Genomic DNA, 15,643 nt, shown 5'->3' on the forward strand with positions numbered 1-15,643 from the left:
GCTGAAGTCCTATGAATATGTTCGCAAAGCAACTATACTCATGGCTCTTTAAAAAATCATCGTCACGCTGGCGGCCAGCCATCCGCGCCAGAGTTCGTACGCATTCCGCTTTTTCACTCTGTAAAAAGCACCTTTCCCCCGCGCGGCAGGCGCGGGCGTGATGACCGAGCCTTGCCCTGGTCGACTGCTACCGTTGTCATTTCCGCTGTGTTGCCGCTTTAGTAAAAAGCGTGGCGCCGGCGCGCGCGGTGCGCCGTCATGTTTTGCGACGTCACGTTTCACTCACCTTATGCCACGACAGTATGTTTAGTTCCATCTTTGCCGTATCGACCGATACCATGCAGTACATCTACGGCACGCACAACGCCTGGCTGGTGCTGTTTTCCATCGGCATCGCCATCTTTGCCTCGTTCATGGCCTTGCAGATCGCCGGCATGGCGCGCAGCAGCGAGCGCGGCTTCCAGCGCCAGACGGCCATCATCACGGGCGCCATCGCGCTCGGCGGCGGCATCTGGTCGATGCACTTCATCGGCATGCTGGCTTTCGACATCTGCACGCGCGTCTCCTTCGACCCCAGCCTGACCTTGCTTTCCATGCTGCCCGGCGTGGCCGCTTCGTGGGTGGCGCTGCACATGCTGGCGCGCCCGAGCATCAACTGGCGCCAGCTGGTGGTGGGCGGCGTGCTCGTCGGCGTGGGCATCGGTTCCATGCATTACAGCGGCATGGCCGCCATGCAGACGTCGCTGACCCTGCATTACCAGCCCTGGCTGTTCGCCCTGTCGCTGGTGGTGGCCGTCGTCATGGCCATGCTGGCGCTGTGGATACGCTTCGGCCTGAGCGCCATGCGTTTGCGCATGAGTCCCCTGGCGTCCTTGCTGGTCAGCAGTGCCGTCATGGGCTTGGCCATTTCCGGCATGCATTACACAGGCATGCTGGCGGCGCGCTTTTCCGGCACCCCCACGGCAGGCGACAACACGATCACGGTGCAAGCTTCATTTGTGGCCCTGGCCGTGGCGCTGATCACCGTCACCCTGACGGTGTTTGTCGCCGCCGCGAACGGCTTGCTGCGCTACCGCCAGCTGCTGCGCCATGCGAGCGCCAGCGAATCGCGCCTGCGCGCCATCGTCGATACGGCGGCCGACGGCTTGATCACCATCGATGGCCAGGGCAAGGTGCGCTCCTTCAATCCCGCCGCGGAAAGCCTGTTCGGCTGGCGCGAAGCGGAGATCGTGGGGCGCGACGCCAGCGTGCTGCTGCAGCCGTCCGACGCGGCCGAATACGAGGGCTATCTGCGCGACTACCTGGAAACGGGCGCCTCGCGCATCCTCGACAGCGGACGCGAACTCGATGGCTGCCACAAGGATGGCGCCGTGCTGCCCATGCGCGTGGCGATCGGCAAGATCGACACGCCGGGCCAGCCCCTGTTCGTGGCGTTTGTCACGGACATGCGCTCGTCGCGCAGCATGGAGCAGGCGCTGAAGGACAGCGAGCGCCAGTACCGCACCCTGATCCGCAACATTCCCGGCGTCTCGTTCCACTGCAGCTTCGCGCCCGAATGGAAGATGATCTTCATCAGCGACGCCGTCTTCAACCTGACGGGCTGGATGCCGCAGGATTTCGTCGAGGGCCGCGTCAGGCTGTTCGACCTCGTGCACCCGGACGACCGCCAGCGCGTCAACGACACCTGCGTGCAGGCGGCCGGCGAAAAGCGCGACTTCGAGAACGTCTACCGCCTGATCCACCGAGACGGGCGCGAGCGCTGGGTGCGCGAAAGCAGCGGCCCCGTGCTCGACAACGACGGCGTGGTGCGCTGGATCGACGGCGTCATCCTCGATATCACGGAAAGCGAATTGCGCAACGCCGAGTACGAAGGCAAGGTGACGGCCATCTCGCGCGCGACTGCCGTCGCGGAATTCGACCTGCAGGGGCGCATCCTGGCGGCCAACGAGAACTTCCTCGACCTGATCGGCTACCGGTCCGACGACGTGCTGGGCTTGCACCACAGCATCTTCTGCGAACCGGGCTATGTGACCTCGCCCGATTACATCGCGTTCTGGCAGCACCTGGCGCAGGGTGAATTCAACACGGGCGAGTACAAACGCATCGGCAAGGATGGCCGGGAAGTGTGGATACAGGCTTCGTACAACCCCATCTTCAATACGGACGGCAAGCCGTTCAAGGTGGTCAAGCTGGCCACCGACGTGAGCGAACGGCGCGCCATGCAGGAAAACCTGCGCGCGGCCAAAGACCGCGCCGAGCTGGCCGCCGAATCGAAGACCAGCTTCCTGGCCAACATGAGCCATGAAATCCGCACGCCGATGAACGCCATCATCGGCTTTACGGAAGTGCTGCTGGGGACGGCCCTGGACAGCCTGCAGCGCCGCCACCTGGGCACGGTACGCCAGTCGGCCCGTTCCCTGCTCGAACTGCTCAACGACATCCTCGACACGGCCAAGCTGGAAAAAGGCGCCACCGAGCTGGAACTGGTGGACTTTTCGCTGCCCGACCTGGTCGATCACGTGGCCGCGTCGCTGCGCATCACGGCGCATGCGCGCGACCTGGTGCTGCATGTCGACATCGACCCGGGCATGGGCCAATTCTTCCTGGGCGACGCGCGCCGGGTGCAGCAGGTGCTGACGAATTTGATCGGCAACGCCGTCAAGTTCACGGAAGTGGGCCATGTGCGCGTGGCCGTCGGCATGCAGGGCGAGCAGGTGCATATCGCCGTGCACGATACGGGCATCGGCATCCCCGCCGACCGCCTGGACAAGATCTTCGCGCCGTTCACGCAGGCCGATTCCTCGATGAGCCGCCGTTTTGGCGGCACGGGCCTGGGCACGACGATTTCGCTGCAATTGGTTGAACTGATGGGGGGCACCATCACGGTGGAAAGCACCCTGGGCGTGGGCAGCGTGTTCCACGTGCTGCTGCCGCTGGCGCCGGGCAAGGCCGTGGCGCGCCGCAGCGAGCAGCCCGTGGTGGCCTTGCCGCCGCTGCGCATCCTGGCGGCCGACGACGTGCCGCAGAACGTGGAGCTGCTCCTGATCAGCCTGGGCGCGGCCGGCCACCAGGTGATCGCCGCCAGCGATGGCGAGAGCGCCGTGCGCGAATTCGGCAAGGGCAGCTTCGACATCGTGCTGATGGACGTGCAGATGCCGCGCATGGATGGCCTGGAAGCGACGCGCCTGATCCGCGTGCACGAGCGTGAGCAGGGCTTGAAGGCGACGCCCATCATCGCCCTGACGGCCAGCGTGCTGGAACAGGACCGGCGCGCCGCGCAGACGGCCGGCATGAACGGTTTCGCCTCGAAGCCGCTGGAAATGCACAAGCTGACGGCGGAAATCGCCCGCCTGCTCGATATCGCCGTGGCCATGCCGCCGCCGGCGGCCGGCGCGGCGGCGCGCGCCGCTGCCGGCCAGGTGGACTGGCAGCGCGGCATCGCCCTGTGGGGCGGACGCGAAGCCCTGCAGCGCGCCATCGCGCGCTTCGTGCAGGCCAATGGCGACTGCGCCGCCATGCTGGCGGCGGAACTGGAACGCGGCGGCAGCAGTGTGGCCGGCCACCTGCTGCACCGTATCAAGGGCGCGGCGGGCAACCTGTGCCTGGTGCAGGTCGAAAGCCTGCTGGGGCGCATCGAGCAAGCGATTGCGCGCCAGTTGCCGGTGACCGAATTGCTGGTGCAGCTGGCGGCCGCCTTCATGGCGCTGGCCGGCGAGCTGGAAGAGGCGGGCATGCCGGCCGTGGCCATGCAGGCGCCGGTCGCCAGCGCGCCCCTCGATGCAGCCGCCGCTGGCGCCTTGCTGCGGCAAGCTATCGCCAGCCTGGAAGGCGGGCAGCTGGACGACGCCTTGATGGCGCAGATCTCCGCCATGCTGGCGCCGCACGGCCAGCAGCCGCGCCTGCAGGCGCTGGCCAGCGCCATCGACGACTTTGAATTTGCGCGCGCCGCGGGCGTGCTGCGCCAGCTGCTGGCGTGGCTGGAAGCGCCAACGCCTGCCGACCTTTCCTGATATTGGGCTAACGATGACCTTACACGAAGACAAACCGATCCTGTTGCTGGTCGACGATGAAGCGACGAATCTGCAGGTGCTGCGCCAGATTTTGCAGGACGATTACCGCCTGCTGTATGCGAAGGATGGCGAGAAGGCGCTGGAACTGGCGCAGAACAACCCCGTCGAACTGATCCTGCTCGACATCATGATGCCCGCCATGACGGGCTATGAAGTGTGCCGCCAGCTGAAGGCCATGCCGGTCACCGCATCCATCCCCGTCATTTTTGTGACGGCCCTGTGCGACGTGAAGGACGAGGCGGACGGTTTTGACGCGGGCGCCGTCGACTACATCACGAAACCCGTCAGCCCGCCCATCGTGCGCGCCCGCGTGCGCACGCATCTGTCGCTGGTCGACGCCGAGGAATTGCGCCGCTCGCGCCTGCAGGTGATCCAGACCCTGGGCCAGGCGGCCGAGTACAAGGACAACGAGACGGGCATGCACGTCATCCGCATGAGCTATTACGCGCGCCAGCTGGCGCTGGCGGCCGGCTACAGCGCGGGCAGGGCGGAAGACTTGCTCAACGCGGCGCCTATGCACGACGTGGGCAAGATCGGCATCCCCGACGCCATCCTGCAAAAACCGGGCAAGCTCGATGCGGACGAATGGAAAGTCATGCGCAGCCACGCGGAAATCGGCGCGGCCATCATCGGCGAGCACGCGGGCGGCCTGTTGAAAATGGCGCGCACCATCGCCCTGACGCACCATGAAAAATGGGATGGCAGCGGCTATCCGCAAGGCTTGAAGGGCGAGGAAATCCCCCACGAAGGCCGCATCGTCGCCATCGCCGACGTCTTCGACGCCCTCACCAGCGAACGCCCGTACAAGCGCGCCTGGACGGTCGACGAAGCCATCGCCACCATGCAGCGCGACAGCGGCACGCACTTCGACCCGCAACTGCTGGCGCTGTTCATCGAACAGCTGCCGGCCATGCTTGAAATCAAGGACAAGTGGCGCGAGCCGGCGTAGGGGAGGCAGGTCAGGGCGGATCCACGCGCAGGCGATCGGCAAGCAGGCGTGCACAGGCCGCGGTGTCGCCGAATCGCACGTGTTGGCACGCCATGTCGCTGCCCAGCTTGCTCATGTGGCGCGATGAAATGGCATACGCAAGTTTGCCGGGCTGGCGGCGCGATGGATACATGAAACCGTGAATCGCGCCGGCTTCCTGCGCAATGATCCGATCCAGCTGCCAGCCCAGCCATTGGCACCAGCCGTGATCGGGGCTGCGCAATTGGTCATAGATGCCCAGCCGGCTGGCGGCCAGGCCCGTCAGGTCGAGCAGCCGCAGTGGCACGTTGAATGACAGCGTTGCGATCAGCGCTTGTTGCGCGTTGTGCGCGATGTAAAAGGTGCCTGGGCGCGTGACGTCATTACGGCACAGCTGGGCTTCCCAGGCTGCCGTGTAGGCATCGTCCGCGATATACACCCAGTGATAGGGGAAGCCGTGCGCATTGGCCAGCTCGGCGGGCGGACCGAAGCGGTAGGTCCGTTCAACCTTCGCCGGCCAGATGGACGTCTCGTTCCACGCCGCGCGCACGAGGGCCTGGCCGGCCTGAAGGATGATGATATTGCTCAATAATTCAGTGCGCAGCGATGCCAATGCCGGCAGGCGTGCGGCCATGTCTGGCGGAATTGGTGTTTCTTGCAGTTCAGGCGTCATGCGGGACTAGCCTATGATGTCAGCCATCCCCCTATGCTGCCACTTTGCCGATGCCATGACCTTGCGTAATCTCTCGCTGGCCGGCAGATCCAGCAGCGCCTGCTGGCTGGGATGCACTGCGGGCCGCGTTTCAAACGATTTGCCTGCAAGCATCTCTGCTGGCGAAAGTTCGTTGAGTTCGTCTGCACTGCTGATCCAGAAGGCATGGATTTCACTGCTCGGCTGGCCGGCCAGGATGGCCAGCACGGGCGCGATCAATTCCGGCACAGGCTGCACAAATTGCCAAGCCGGAAACTCCTTGCCGATACTGCGTCCCTTGGGCGTCACGCAATAAAACCGCTGGCTTTCCACGGCGCGATACAGCGACGCTTGCGACAGTTCCACCCATCCCTGGCCAATGACTTCTGAAACCTTGAGTTTTGATGCAGGAAGTTGCAGCAGGATCGATGGCGGCGTGGGGACCAGCGAGGCGCGCGCCGCATTGAGCGCGCGTGTGGCCAGGTCGATCAGGCGCTCGCGCTCGGGGCCGTGCGCCAGCATGTCGAGTTGCGCACACACCAACTGCGAGAATTGTTCCACTGTCCGCAAGTCCCTATCTGTCCATTCCTGAAGGTCGGGCGCCAGGGTGCTGTGAGTCAGATGTGCTGTCATGTTCACTCCTCGGATAAATGCGGCTGACATCTCACTCACAAGATTATCATGTTTCGCAACTTTATCAAGCGAGCAGCGCACTTTTCCCGCATCAGGCAGCTGGATATGCGGCCGCGCGGTCATGGTCATTGCTTTCTTGCCTCTTTATCGGCGCAGTGGCGATGCTGATGAGCAAGGGCTGGAGGCAGGCCGGGTAGGTGGGATTGCGCAGGGTGCTGCTCCGCGCATCCGACCTGCGATGCCTTATGGCAAGCTGTCCGGCAACCGCAAAATCCGCCGTATCTCCAGAATCGCCTGCGGGCTTTCCTGCACGCTGTGCCAGGACGGGATGACTTTTTCCGACTGCGCGCCGTCGAGGTGGGCGCTGGCGTAGGGCACCACGCCATCGCTCGATTCGGCCAGCGGCAGGTCCGGCGTGTCGTTGCCCATGATGGAGTAGTAGCGCACTTTCGGGCTGATGGGCAGGTCGGCCACCAGGCGCACGAACGGATCCTTGTCGCTGAGGTTATCGATGCTGTTGGGGATGCGCAGCGGCTCGCTGCTGCCCGTGTCGAGCTGCGCCAGGCTGCCGGCCGCGTCGGACAGCTGGTCGAGCATGGTGATGGGCAAGGTGACGAGGTTGGCGATCCAGCGCGCCACCTTGTGGTTGGCGAACGAGGTGCCGCGGTGCGGCGCGGCGATGAAGATGGCGCGGTTCACCTGCGGCATGGCCGTGAAATTCAGGTAGGGCGCCAGGCCGGCGCGCACTTTTTCCGCCTTCTTGCCCTTCAAATTGTATTCTTCCGTGATGGCGTCGAGCAGGGTGTTGCTGGCGTCGGACACCATCAGGCGCGCCAGCACGCCGCCCATGCTGTGGCCGATCAAGACCATGTCGTTCGCGGCATCCGCCTTGCCAGCCGGGTCGAACTGCGCCAGGGTGGCGGCAAGCGCCTGGCGGATGGCGGCGTTGTTGGCCGCCAGCGGTGCATTGCTCGGGTAGTACACTTGCCAGATCTGGTAGCGGCGGCGCAGCTGTTCGTCGCCCATCAGTTCATTCGCCACGTTGATCCACGCTTCCGGGCTGCTGGCCAGGCCGTGCAGCATGACGATGGTGCGCTTCTTCGGGTCGTAGGGCTGCATCAGGTGCACCTGCGGGCGCGAAATGCCGTCGGCGCGGCCGAACAGGGTGCGCAGCGCCTGCACGCCGAAGCCGGAACGGGCCAGCCACAAGCCATAGCCGGCCGTGAAATTGGCGGCCACCGGCAATTCCTGGCCCGCCATGCGCGTCGATTCGCTGCGCGTCGGGTCGACCAGCATCACCAGCAGCTGCTGCGTGGCCAGCACTTCCTGCAGGCTGTTGCCGTCGAAGCGGATCAGCGCCGTGACGACGGGGAAGCGGGTTTCCTGGTAGGGCACATAGTCGCCTTTCGACGCCTGCGGCTTGGGCATGACGGCCACCAGGTCGGCGCCGAAGCCGTCGCGCCGGTACACATTGCGCAGGCCGGAAAACGACAGCGAGGTGGCCGGCAGCAGTTCTTCGGGCAGGGTGCCGTCCTCTGGCAGGCGCAGGGCCGACAATTCGCTGTCGATCTGCCAGCCGGCGACGCGGATCACATGGCCGTCCGGGCGGTATTCGCCGCGGTGGCGGAACAGGTTGCCGACGGCCTTTTGCACGGCGTAGTTGTAGTAGTCGCGGATCTGCGTCTGGCGTTCTTCGAAGGCGCGCTGGCCCGGCGTGCGCGTCGTGTAGAACAGGTAGGCATACGCATAGCGGGCCGATTCCAGCCAGGCGGCCAGCAGTTCGGCGCTGGCGTGGCCGCCCTGTTTTTCTTCCGCCAGCGCGCTTTCCAGCCACAATTCGGACAGGGTGGCCAGGCGCTGCTCGTCGCTGAGCAGTTCGGAGCGGGCCAGGTCGGCGCGGCAGCTGCCCGTATTGGCTTCGCAGGCGGCGATGTCGCTGCCGATGATGCGCAGCACCTCACTGGCCGCAGCGCTCAATTTCCCCGTGGTGAGGATGTCGCCGCGCCGCTGCTGCAGGTAGTCGGCCGGCGAGATCGCGCTGACGGTGACGGCGGCGCAGCCGCTCAGGAGCGCCGCGGCGCACAGGAGGGCGCATACGCGCAGACGCCGCATCAGCATGGCCGGACCGCGCCTAGAACGAGTAGACCAGGGTCAGCGACGTTTGCGTATCCGTGTTCTTCTTGTCGTCCGGTACGCGCGTGTCGTTGCGGGCGCTGAAGGCGGCCTTCATCTGCATGGTGCCGTTGATTTTCGTGCTGAGCGCCGTCTCGGCGATCGAGTGGGTGTTCGAAGTGCCCCGTTCCACGCTGATCGTTTGCGTAAACATGGCCGACTGGCTGATCTTCCACTTCATGGCGGCCGCGCCGCGCACCGTCAGGCCGTGTTCCGATTCGCCCGCGTCGTTGGTGCCGCTGAAATAGCCAGGACCGATTTCCACGTCGACGCTTTTGTCGCTCGACTGGTACCAGCGCGAGCCATGACCGACGGCCAGGGTCGAGTACTTGGTGTAGGCGCCGAACTTGTCGTTCACGTGCGAGGCCAGCACGAACAGTTTTTCATGGTCGGCCATCAGCTTGTAGGCGGCCTTGGCGGAGGCGGAAAAGCGTTCCGCCGAGCGTTCGCGCACTTTCTCGCCGTCGTCGTTCGTCGTTTCGTCTTCCTTGAAGTAGCCGCTGAAGATGTACTGGTTGCTCCAGTCATCGAGCTCCTGGCGCGCGTCGATCTTGCCCGTGACGGAGGTGCCGACCGTGTTGCCCGAGGTGGTGATGGCGCCCAGTTCGGCGGAAGTGCTCCAGCTGCCGATGGGGATTTCATCGAACAGCATGCTTTGCTTGGTGTCGGCGGCGGCGGCGGCGGCGGCGCTGCCGCAGGTGATGGCCAGCGCCAGTGCGAGAGAGTGGGTCGGTTTCATGGCTGTATTTGTCTGTGGCGCGCGCCGGGCGTGCCTGCTGTTCGTTAATGGCAGTGGTGGCTATGCAGGCCGCGGCAAGCCGGGAGGCGCCGATAAACCTGCGCACATGCGCGCGCGGGCGCGGCCAAAAATTGTCGAGGCTGTATTGTACCCGACCCTGCCATCGTTCGCCGCACGCGGCGGCGCGCATGAATGCTGCTATATTATGAGAAATATTGCAAACCTGGCATGCATGGATGATGACGATGAAAATGGCACGCAAGCTTGTTACTCTGATATGGCTGTGCGGTGCGGCGCCAGCGGGCGCGCAGGCGCCCGAAGCGGCGCCGGTACAGGATCCTGGGCCGGCACCGCAACTGACGCAAACGATGATACGCGATGCCGTGCGCGCCGTGCTGGAGGAAGAGGCGCAGGTGCGCGACTCTCTGCCGCAGCCGGCCATGCAGCAGGTGACGATACGCGCCGACCGAAAATATGAGCAGTTTGCCGCCGCCTTTGCCGAAGCGAAGGTGCCCGACTGCCTGCACGCCGATGGCTTGAAGCGCCAGCCCACCGGCATCGGCCCGCTCGCCATCGGCGGCGTGTATGCCTTGCCCTTCATGGCGATCGCCAAGCTGCGCGGAAAATGTAACTAGCCGGGGAACGCCGCGCGGCGGGGCTGGCAAGTGGCGCGCGCCTGGCGTATGCTGCGCATGTTTGCTGTCCCGCTCTTTACAAGGAATTCCCGTGCGCTGCCTGGTCATCGAAGACGAAGCTGAAACTTCCCGCTATATCTGTGCCGGCCTGCGCGAGGCTGGCCACGACGTCACCGCCTGCGACAATGGCATCGACGGCATGCGCCTGGCCTGCGGCGAAGACTGGGATGCGCTGGTGCTCGACCGCCTGCTGCCCGGCGAGATCGACGGCCTGGCCATCGTCGCGCGCCTGCGCGGCATGGGCCGCAACACGCCCGTGCTGGTGCTGTCGGCCCTGTCCAGCGTCGACGAGCGCGTGCGCGGCTTGCGCAGCGGCGGCGACGATTATTTGTCAAAACCGTTCGCCATCGCCGAACTGCTGGCGCGCATCGAGGCGCTGCTGCGGCGCGCCGCGCCCGTGCCCGAATCGACGCAGCTGCAGGTGGCCGACCTGGTGCTCGACATGCGCACCATGCGCGTGACGCGCGCCAACCGGCAAATCGCCCTGCAGCCGCGCGAATTCCGCCTGCTCGAATATCTGATGCGCCACCAAGGCCAGTCCGTCACGCGCGCCATGCTGCTCGAAGCCGTGTGGGACTACCATTTCGACCCGCAGACCAACGTCATCGACGTGCAGGTGAGCCGCTTGCGCACCAAGGTGGACAAGGAATTTTCGCCGCCGCTGATCCACACGGTGCGCGGCGTCGGCTACACCCTGGGCGTGATCGACAGTGCGTAACTGGCACCGCTCGATCGCGGCCCGCCTGGCGCTCGGTTATGGCGTGCTGGTGGTCGTCTCGATCAGCATCGTCTGCGCCGTGTTCTATTTCGGCACCATCGGCGTGCTCGATCGCAGCGTGGATCGCAAGCTGACCCTGCTCTCGGAGCGCCTCGCCGCCCTGTACCAGCAGGACGACGCCAGCCGCACGACGGCGGAAATCGCCCATTTGCTGACCGACCGCACCGACAGCGACACGGAAATCTTCCTGCTGGTGGGCGCCGACGGCCGCCGCGTGGCGGGCAATCTGTCGTCCTGGCCCGACGTGGGCAGCCCCGTGGGCCGTTTGCTGCACCGCGACGTCACGCGCGAAGGGCGCCGGGTGCCCGCGCGCATGCTGATCCGCGATCTGGCGGGCGGCGCGCGTCTGTTCGTCGGGCGCGACATGGAAGAGGGCAAGTCGATCCGTACCCTGGTGCTGCGCTCGCTGGCCTATGGCGGCGGGGTGGCCATCCTGCTGGTGGTGGCGGGCGCGTGGCTGTTCCGCCGCCAGCTCGAGGCGCGCATCGGCCAGATCCGCCGCACGGCGGGGGAAATCGAGGCGGGCGACCTGAGCCGGCGCATTCCCGTCTCCAGCGAGGATGAATTCGGCTTGCTGAGCCGCGACATCAACCGCATGCTCGACCGCATCGAACATTTGATGGAAGGCGTGCGCCACGTGTCGAACGCCATCGCGCACGACTTGCGCACGCCGCTGGCGCGCATCCGCAACAAGCTCGATGGCGCCTTGCGCCAGCAGCAGGACGTGGCCGGCCACGAGAGTGCGGCGCAGGCGGCCATCGACGACATCGACGACCTGACGCGCGTGTTCGACAAGCTGCTGCAGATCGCGGCGGCCGAATCGGGTATGCGCCCGGAGAATTTCGACGACATCGACTTGCAGCAGATCGGCGCCGATATCGTGGAAATGTACGAAGCCACGGCCGACGAGCAGGGCGTGCTGCTGGTGCAGATGTATGGCGAAGGCGTGCCGGCGCGCGGCGACCGCAACCTGTTGGGCAGCGCCCTGGCCAGCCTGGTCGACAACGCCATCAAGTACGCGGGCCCGGGCGCCACGGTGGAAGTGTCGGCCGGCAGCGATGAACGCGGCTGCTGGCTGGCCGTGCGCGACAACGGCCCCGGCGTGCCGACGGAAGAATTGCCGAAGCTGACGCAGCGTTTTTACCGGCTCGACAAGAGCCGCCACTTGCCCGGCAATGGCCTGGGCCTGTCCATCGTGGCGGCCATCGCGGCCCTGCATGGCGGCAGTCTGGATATCGAGGATGCGGCGCCGGGCCTGCGCCTGCGCTTGCGGCTGCTGCGCTAGCTTGCCAGTGCGCGTGGCATATCCGCACATTACCAACTTGTAACCCCCTTCATTTTCACCTCCCCCTATCATCCGCTTTACCCCGCGTAGAGCGGCTGCGTGCGCGCAGCGGCCCGTGCCGGGCTGCCTGCGGCCGTCGCCGCGTCCCGTTCAGTAGAGCCGTTTCATGCATACATTTACCGCCACCGGCGACAACGCCGCGCCGCCACCGGCGCCACTGCGCCAGCATGGCCACCGGATCAAGGCGGCGCTGGGCGCGCTCGTCTTCCCCCTGCAGCGCGCGCGCTGGCAAGCGGTCATCGCCACGACGCCGGGCCTGGCGGCGCTGGCGCAAGCCCATCCCAGCCTGCGCTACAAGATCTATCGTCCCTACGCCAGCCGCCAGCTGGGCTGCGCGGCGAGGGTGGACCTGCTGTGCGGGCATTACCGTTTCCTGTGGCAGGCTGGCGCGCGGCCGCTGGTGGAATGCGCAGCGCGGCGCGCGCTGGTGCTGGCCAGCATCGAAGGCAAGGATGGCGCCAGCTACCGCTTGCAGCTGACGGCCATCCATGACAGCCACCGCGAAGGGGAGCTGTGCCTGCGCCTGACGCGCGACGGCGTGCCGCTGTACCTGGCCAGTTTCCTGTTCCGGCCCCAGCCTGGCGGCGCCGTCATCCAGCTGGGCGCCTTGCAGGGCTTGCGCTCGCCCGCCGGCGCGCAGGCAGTGAAGGAGGCCACGCGGGCGCTGCACGGCTGCCGGCCGAAAAACCTGATGGTGGCCGCCTTGCGCGACCTGGGCGACTTTTTCGGCTGCGGCCACCTGGACCTGGTCAGCAACGCCAACCGCATCGCGCTGAACTGGCGCCGGCGCCGGCATATCTCCTGCGATTACGACCTGGCGTGGCGGGAACTGCATGCGCTGCCCACCAGCGACGGCAATTACCGCCTGCCTTGCGGCCCTTGCCGGATGCCGGAGCTGGAGCTGGTGCCGTCGAAAAAGCGTGCCGATGCACGCCGCCGCGGCGCCATGCTGGTGCAGCTGGCGGCCGACATGCGCTGGCAAGTGGCGGCCCTGCTGCACGCGCAATGACGGCGCAGGGCGGGGTTTCTTGACCTGCGCGGCTTTTTTGCCGGGCAGCCCGGCGCAATCGGCGTGATCGGCGTATACTGATCGGCGTTGTTAACCTGAAGCCAGTCATCCCATGCCAGCACAATTCCCCACTTCGCGCATGCGCCGCTTGCGCGCGACCCCGCAACTGCGCGAGCTGTTCCGCGAAACCGAGATCAATCCGCGCGACCTGGTCCTGCCGATCTTCGTCGACGAAGGCAGCAGCGAATTCATCGACATCAAGTCCATGCCCGGCGTGCGCCGCATTCCCGAAGCGAAGCTGGCGCAGGAAGTCGAGCGCTATGCGCGCGCCGGCCTGCGCTCCGTCATGACCTTCGGCATTTCGCACCACAAGGACAGCCACGGCACGGACACCCTGAACCCGGACGGCCTGGTGGCGCGCATGTCGCGCATCATCAAGGACGCCGTGCCGGAAATGGTGGTCATGTCCGACACCTGCTTCTGCGAATACACGGACCACGGCCATTGCGGCATCCTGCATGGCGACACGGTCGACAATGACAGTACAGTGCTCAACCTGGGCAAGCAGGCCGTCATCGCCGCCCAGGCGGGCGCCGACATCATCGCCCCGTCGGCCGCCATGGATGGCCAGGTGGCGGCCATCCGCGGCGCGCTCGACGCGGCCGGTTTCCACGACACGCCCGTGATGGCGTATTCCACCAAGTTCGCCTCCGGCCTGTACGGCCCGTTTCGCGACGCGGCCGGCAGCACCCTGAAGGGCGACCGCAAGACCTACCAGATGGACCCGATGAACCGCCGCGAAGCGGTGCGCGAGTCCTTGATCGACGAAGCCGAAGGCGCCGACGCGCTGATGGTGAAACCGGCCGGCGCCTACCTGGACATCATCCGCGACCTGCGCGAAGTGACGCGTTTGCCGATCGGCGCCTACCAGGTCAGCGGCGAGTACGCGATGATCAAGTTCGCCGCGCAGGCGGGCGCCATCGACGAGCGCCGCGTGGTGCAGGAAACCCTGGGCGCCATCAAGCGCGCTGGCGCGGACATGATTTTTACTTACTTCGCGATGGATGTGCTGAATAATCCGTACTAAGTAAACGCGGGGCAGGGCGGCCGCCTTTTCAGCTATCATGGCGCGCTGCCCAACCTGAATTTGCTTATGCCCCTGAAAATCTCCCGCATCCTGCACGCCGGCTATGTCTTCGAGTGCGAAGGCACGGCCATCGCCTTCGATCCCATCGTCGAAAACCCGTTCAGCCGCAACTGCCACGCGTTTCCGCCCGTGCGTTTCGACCTGGACGCCGTGCGCCGGCTGCGCTGGGATGCCGTCTTCATCTCGCACTTCCACGACGACCACTGCTCGCTCGACAGCCTCGATGCGCTCGACCGCGCCACGCCCATCTACCTGTACTGCGTCTTCGACGAACTGTTCGCGATGCTGCGCGCGCTCGGTTTCACGCGGGTGGAGAAGCTGCACGTGGACGTGCCCGTGCAGGTGGGCAGCATCGAGGTGATCCCGCGCCGCGCGCTGGACGACGACGTCGACTCGCTGTTCCAGGTGCGCGCAGCGGGCTTGAATGTGCTCAACGTCGTCGATTCCTGGATCGGCCCCGAGACATTGGCGCAGCTGGCCGCCTTCGCGCCCTGGGACATGGTGCTGTGGCCATTCCAGACCATGCGCGAGATCGCCGTCATCGCACCGTCGCAAGCGGCGCGGGGCCCGGTGGAACTTCCCGACGACTGGGTGCCGCAGCTGCGCGCCCTGGCGCCCCGTTACCTCGTGCCCAGCTCCTGCCAGTTCGTGCAGGAAGACTGGTCCTGGTACAACCATGCGATGTTCCCGATTACCTACCGCCGCTTTGCCGATGAAATGGGCGCCGCGCTGCCCGAGACGCACATCTTCCGCCTCGATCCATCGACGGCCGTGCTGCTCGATGCACACGGCATGGCGCCGGCCGCGCCGCTGCCCTGGGTCATTCCCGTGGGGCCGCAGGACGTGGATTTCGACTACCGCCCGGAGGCGCTTGCGCCCGCCACGGCGGACATCGCCCGCCGTTTCGCGCCCTTGAACGATGCCGACACGGCGCTGGTGCTGGATTTCTGCCATCGCGGCTTGCTCGAACGCTACCGCGACATGGAGCTGCCCGAGGACAGTTACTTCCAGGCCCCGCGCGTGTGGCGCCTGGCGCTGTACGGCCATGACGGCGCGGCCACTATCCTGCATTACCGCACGCATGGCGACTTGATCGACCTCGTGCCGGACACGGGCGAGGCGCCGGGCTGGACGACGCAAGTGCCGCTGGTGAAATGCCACGCGGCGCTGGTGCTCGGTGAATCGCTGACGTCGATGTACATGCGCATCAACGATGGCCCCTTCGACGAAGCCACGCGCGCCGAACTGATGGAAGCGGACATCGTCGACGATCCCTTGATCCGTTGCCTGTTCAACGACGCCATCGGCGCCTATCAGGCGGCGCAGCTCAAGCGCTTGCTGGCCCGCTGAAGAAAATCGCGCGACAGGGTAAGATAAACGATTAATCCCAGTATCTG

12 protein-coding genes are annotated in these 15,643 nt (G+C 65.8%); 8 read left to right on the forward strand and 4 right to left on the reverse strand.

The genetic code is table 11. The features are described 5' to 3' along the window. Positions 1 to 302 precede the first annotated feature (302 nt). Both NCG91_RS03000 and NCG91_RS03005 read left to right on the forward strand, forming a co-directional pair. Positions 303 to 4,010: a PAS domain S-box protein gene (locus NCG91_RS03000; RefSeq protein ID WP_251348513.1), complete on the forward strand. Its 3,708-nt coding sequence runs from the start codon at positions 303 to 305 to the stop codon at positions 4,008 to 4,010. 13 nt (positions 4,011 to 4,023) lie between these two features. Continuing rightward, entirely contained in the window at positions 4,024 to 5,019 is a 996-nt protein-coding gene (locus NCG91_RS03005) for a response regulator (protein WP_251348514.1), read from the forward strand. Between the two features lie 10 nt (positions 5,020 to 5,029). Here NCG91_RS03005 and NCG91_RS03010 read toward each other — a convergent pair whose 3' ends face one another. The 4 genes from NCG91_RS03010 to NCG91_RS03025 all read right to left on the reverse strand — a co-directional run bounded on the left by NCG91_RS03010 (position 5,030) and on the right by NCG91_RS03025 (position 9,272). Then, complete coding sequence (locus tag NCG91_RS03010; RefSeq protein ID WP_251348515.1) at positions 5,030 to 5,710, reverse strand: RES family NAD+ phosphorylase; 681 nt, start codon at positions 5,708 to 5,710, stop codon at positions 5,030 to 5,032. 6 nt (positions 5,711 to 5,716) lie between these two features. Continuing rightward, positions 5,717 to 6,490 carry a hypothetical protein gene (locus tag NCG91_RS03015; RefSeq protein WP_251348516.1) on the reverse strand — a complete coding sequence of 258 codons (774 nt, stop codon included), beginning with the start codon at positions 6,488 to 6,490 and terminating at the stop codon, positions 5,717 to 5,719. Between the two features lie 114 nt (positions 6,491 to 6,604). Beyond that, the gene (locus tag NCG91_RS03020; protein ID WP_251348517.1) at positions 6,605 to 8,479 is read right to left on the reverse strand and encodes an esterase/lipase family protein; all 1,875 of its coding nucleotides are present in this window, start codon (positions 8,477 to 8,479) and stop codon (positions 6,605 to 6,607) included. A 13-nt stretch (positions 8,480 to 8,492) separates the two neighbouring features. Beyond that, the gene (locus NCG91_RS03025) at positions 8,493 to 9,272 is read right to left on the reverse strand and encodes a DUF481 domain-containing protein (RefSeq protein WP_251348518.1); all 780 of its coding nucleotides are present in this window, start codon (positions 9,270 to 9,272) and stop codon (positions 8,493 to 8,495) included. A 245-nt stretch (positions 9,273 to 9,517) separates the two neighbouring features. Between NCG91_RS03025 and NCG91_RS03030 the strand changes: the two genes are divergently transcribed. From NCG91_RS03030 to NCG91_RS03055, 6 genes are all read left to right on the forward strand, one after another. Further along, positions 9,518 to 9,907 (forward strand): hypothetical protein, encoded by a 390-nt coding sequence (locus NCG91_RS03030; protein ID WP_251348519.1) that lies wholly within the window; start codon positions 9,518 to 9,520, stop codon positions 9,905 to 9,907. Positions 9,908 to 9,998: 91 nt separating this feature from the next. After that, complete coding sequence (locus NCG91_RS03035) at positions 9,999 to 10,685, forward strand: winged helix-turn-helix domain-containing protein (RefSeq protein ID WP_034785794.1); 687 nt, start codon at positions 9,999 to 10,001, stop codon at positions 10,683 to 10,685. Then, a complete protein-coding gene (locus NCG91_RS03040; RefSeq protein WP_251348520.1) occupies positions 10,678 to 12,030 on the forward strand; it encodes a sensor histidine kinase in 1,353 nt (450 codons plus the stop codon). The genes NCG91_RS03035 and NCG91_RS03040 overlap by 8 nt, the downstream gene beginning before the upstream one ends. A gap of 166 nt (positions 12,031 to 12,196) precedes the next feature. Beyond that, the gene (locus NCG91_RS03045; protein ID WP_251348521.1) at positions 12,197 to 13,099 is read left to right on the forward strand and encodes a VirK/YbjX family protein; all 903 of its coding nucleotides are present in this window, start codon (positions 12,197 to 12,199) and stop codon (positions 13,097 to 13,099) included. 112 nt (positions 13,100 to 13,211) lie between these two features. Next, positions 13,212 to 14,186, forward strand: coding sequence for a porphobilinogen synthase (gene hemB, locus NCG91_RS03050; RefSeq protein WP_099667779.1), 975 nt, complete (start codon positions 13,212 to 13,214; stop codon positions 14,184 to 14,186). A 66-nt stretch (positions 14,187 to 14,252) separates the two neighbouring features. Next, positions 14,253 to 15,596: an MBL fold metallo-hydrolase gene (locus NCG91_RS03055; RefSeq protein WP_099667780.1), complete on the forward strand. Its 1,344-nt coding sequence runs from the start codon at positions 14,253 to 14,255 to the stop codon at positions 15,594 to 15,596. Positions 15,597 to 15,643 lie beyond the last annotated feature (47 nt).

Origin of the sequence: Janthinobacterium kumbetense (assembly GCF_023703445.1) — a bacterium.
Taxonomy (GTDB): domain Bacteria; phylum Pseudomonadota; class Gammaproteobacteria; order Burkholderiales; family Burkholderiaceae_D; genus Janthinobacterium; species Janthinobacterium kumbetense.

Coding starts and splice junctions, on each gene's coding strand:
- NCG91_RS03000 (WP_251348513.1), top strand. CDS start 303: ATGTTTAGTTCCATCTTTGCCGTATCGACCGATACCATGCAGTACATC.
- NCG91_RS03005 (WP_251348514.1), top strand. CDS start 4,024: ATGACCTTACACGAAGACAAACCGATCCTGTTGCTGGTCGACGATGAA.
- NCG91_RS03010 (WP_251348515.1), bottom strand. CDS start 5,710: ATGACGCCTGAACTGCAAGAAACACCAATTCCGCCAGACATGGCCGCA.
- NCG91_RS03015 (WP_251348516.1), bottom strand. CDS start 6,490: ATGACCATGACCGCGCGGCCGCATATCCAGCTGCCTGATGCGGGAAAA.
- NCG91_RS03020 (WP_251348517.1), bottom strand. CDS start 8,479: ATGCTGATGCGGCGTCTGCGCGTATGCGCCCTCCTGTGCGCCGCGGCG.
- NCG91_RS03025 (WP_251348518.1), bottom strand. CDS start 9,272: ATGAAACCGACCCACTCTCTCGCACTGGCGCTGGCCATCACCTGCGGC.
- NCG91_RS03030 (WP_251348519.1), top strand. CDS start 9,518: ATGAAAATGGCACGCAAGCTTGTTACTCTGATATGGCTGTGCGGTGCG.
- NCG91_RS03045 (WP_251348521.1), top strand. CDS start 12,197: ATGCATACATTTACCGCCACCGGCGACAACGCCGCGCCGCCACCGGCG.
- hemB (WP_099667779.1), top strand. CDS start 13,212: ATGCCAGCACAATTCCCCACTTCGCGCATGCGCCGCTTGCGCGCGACC.
- NCG91_RS03055 (WP_099667780.1), top strand. CDS start 14,253: ATGCCCCTGAAAATCTCCCGCATCCTGCACGCCGGCTATGTCTTCGAG.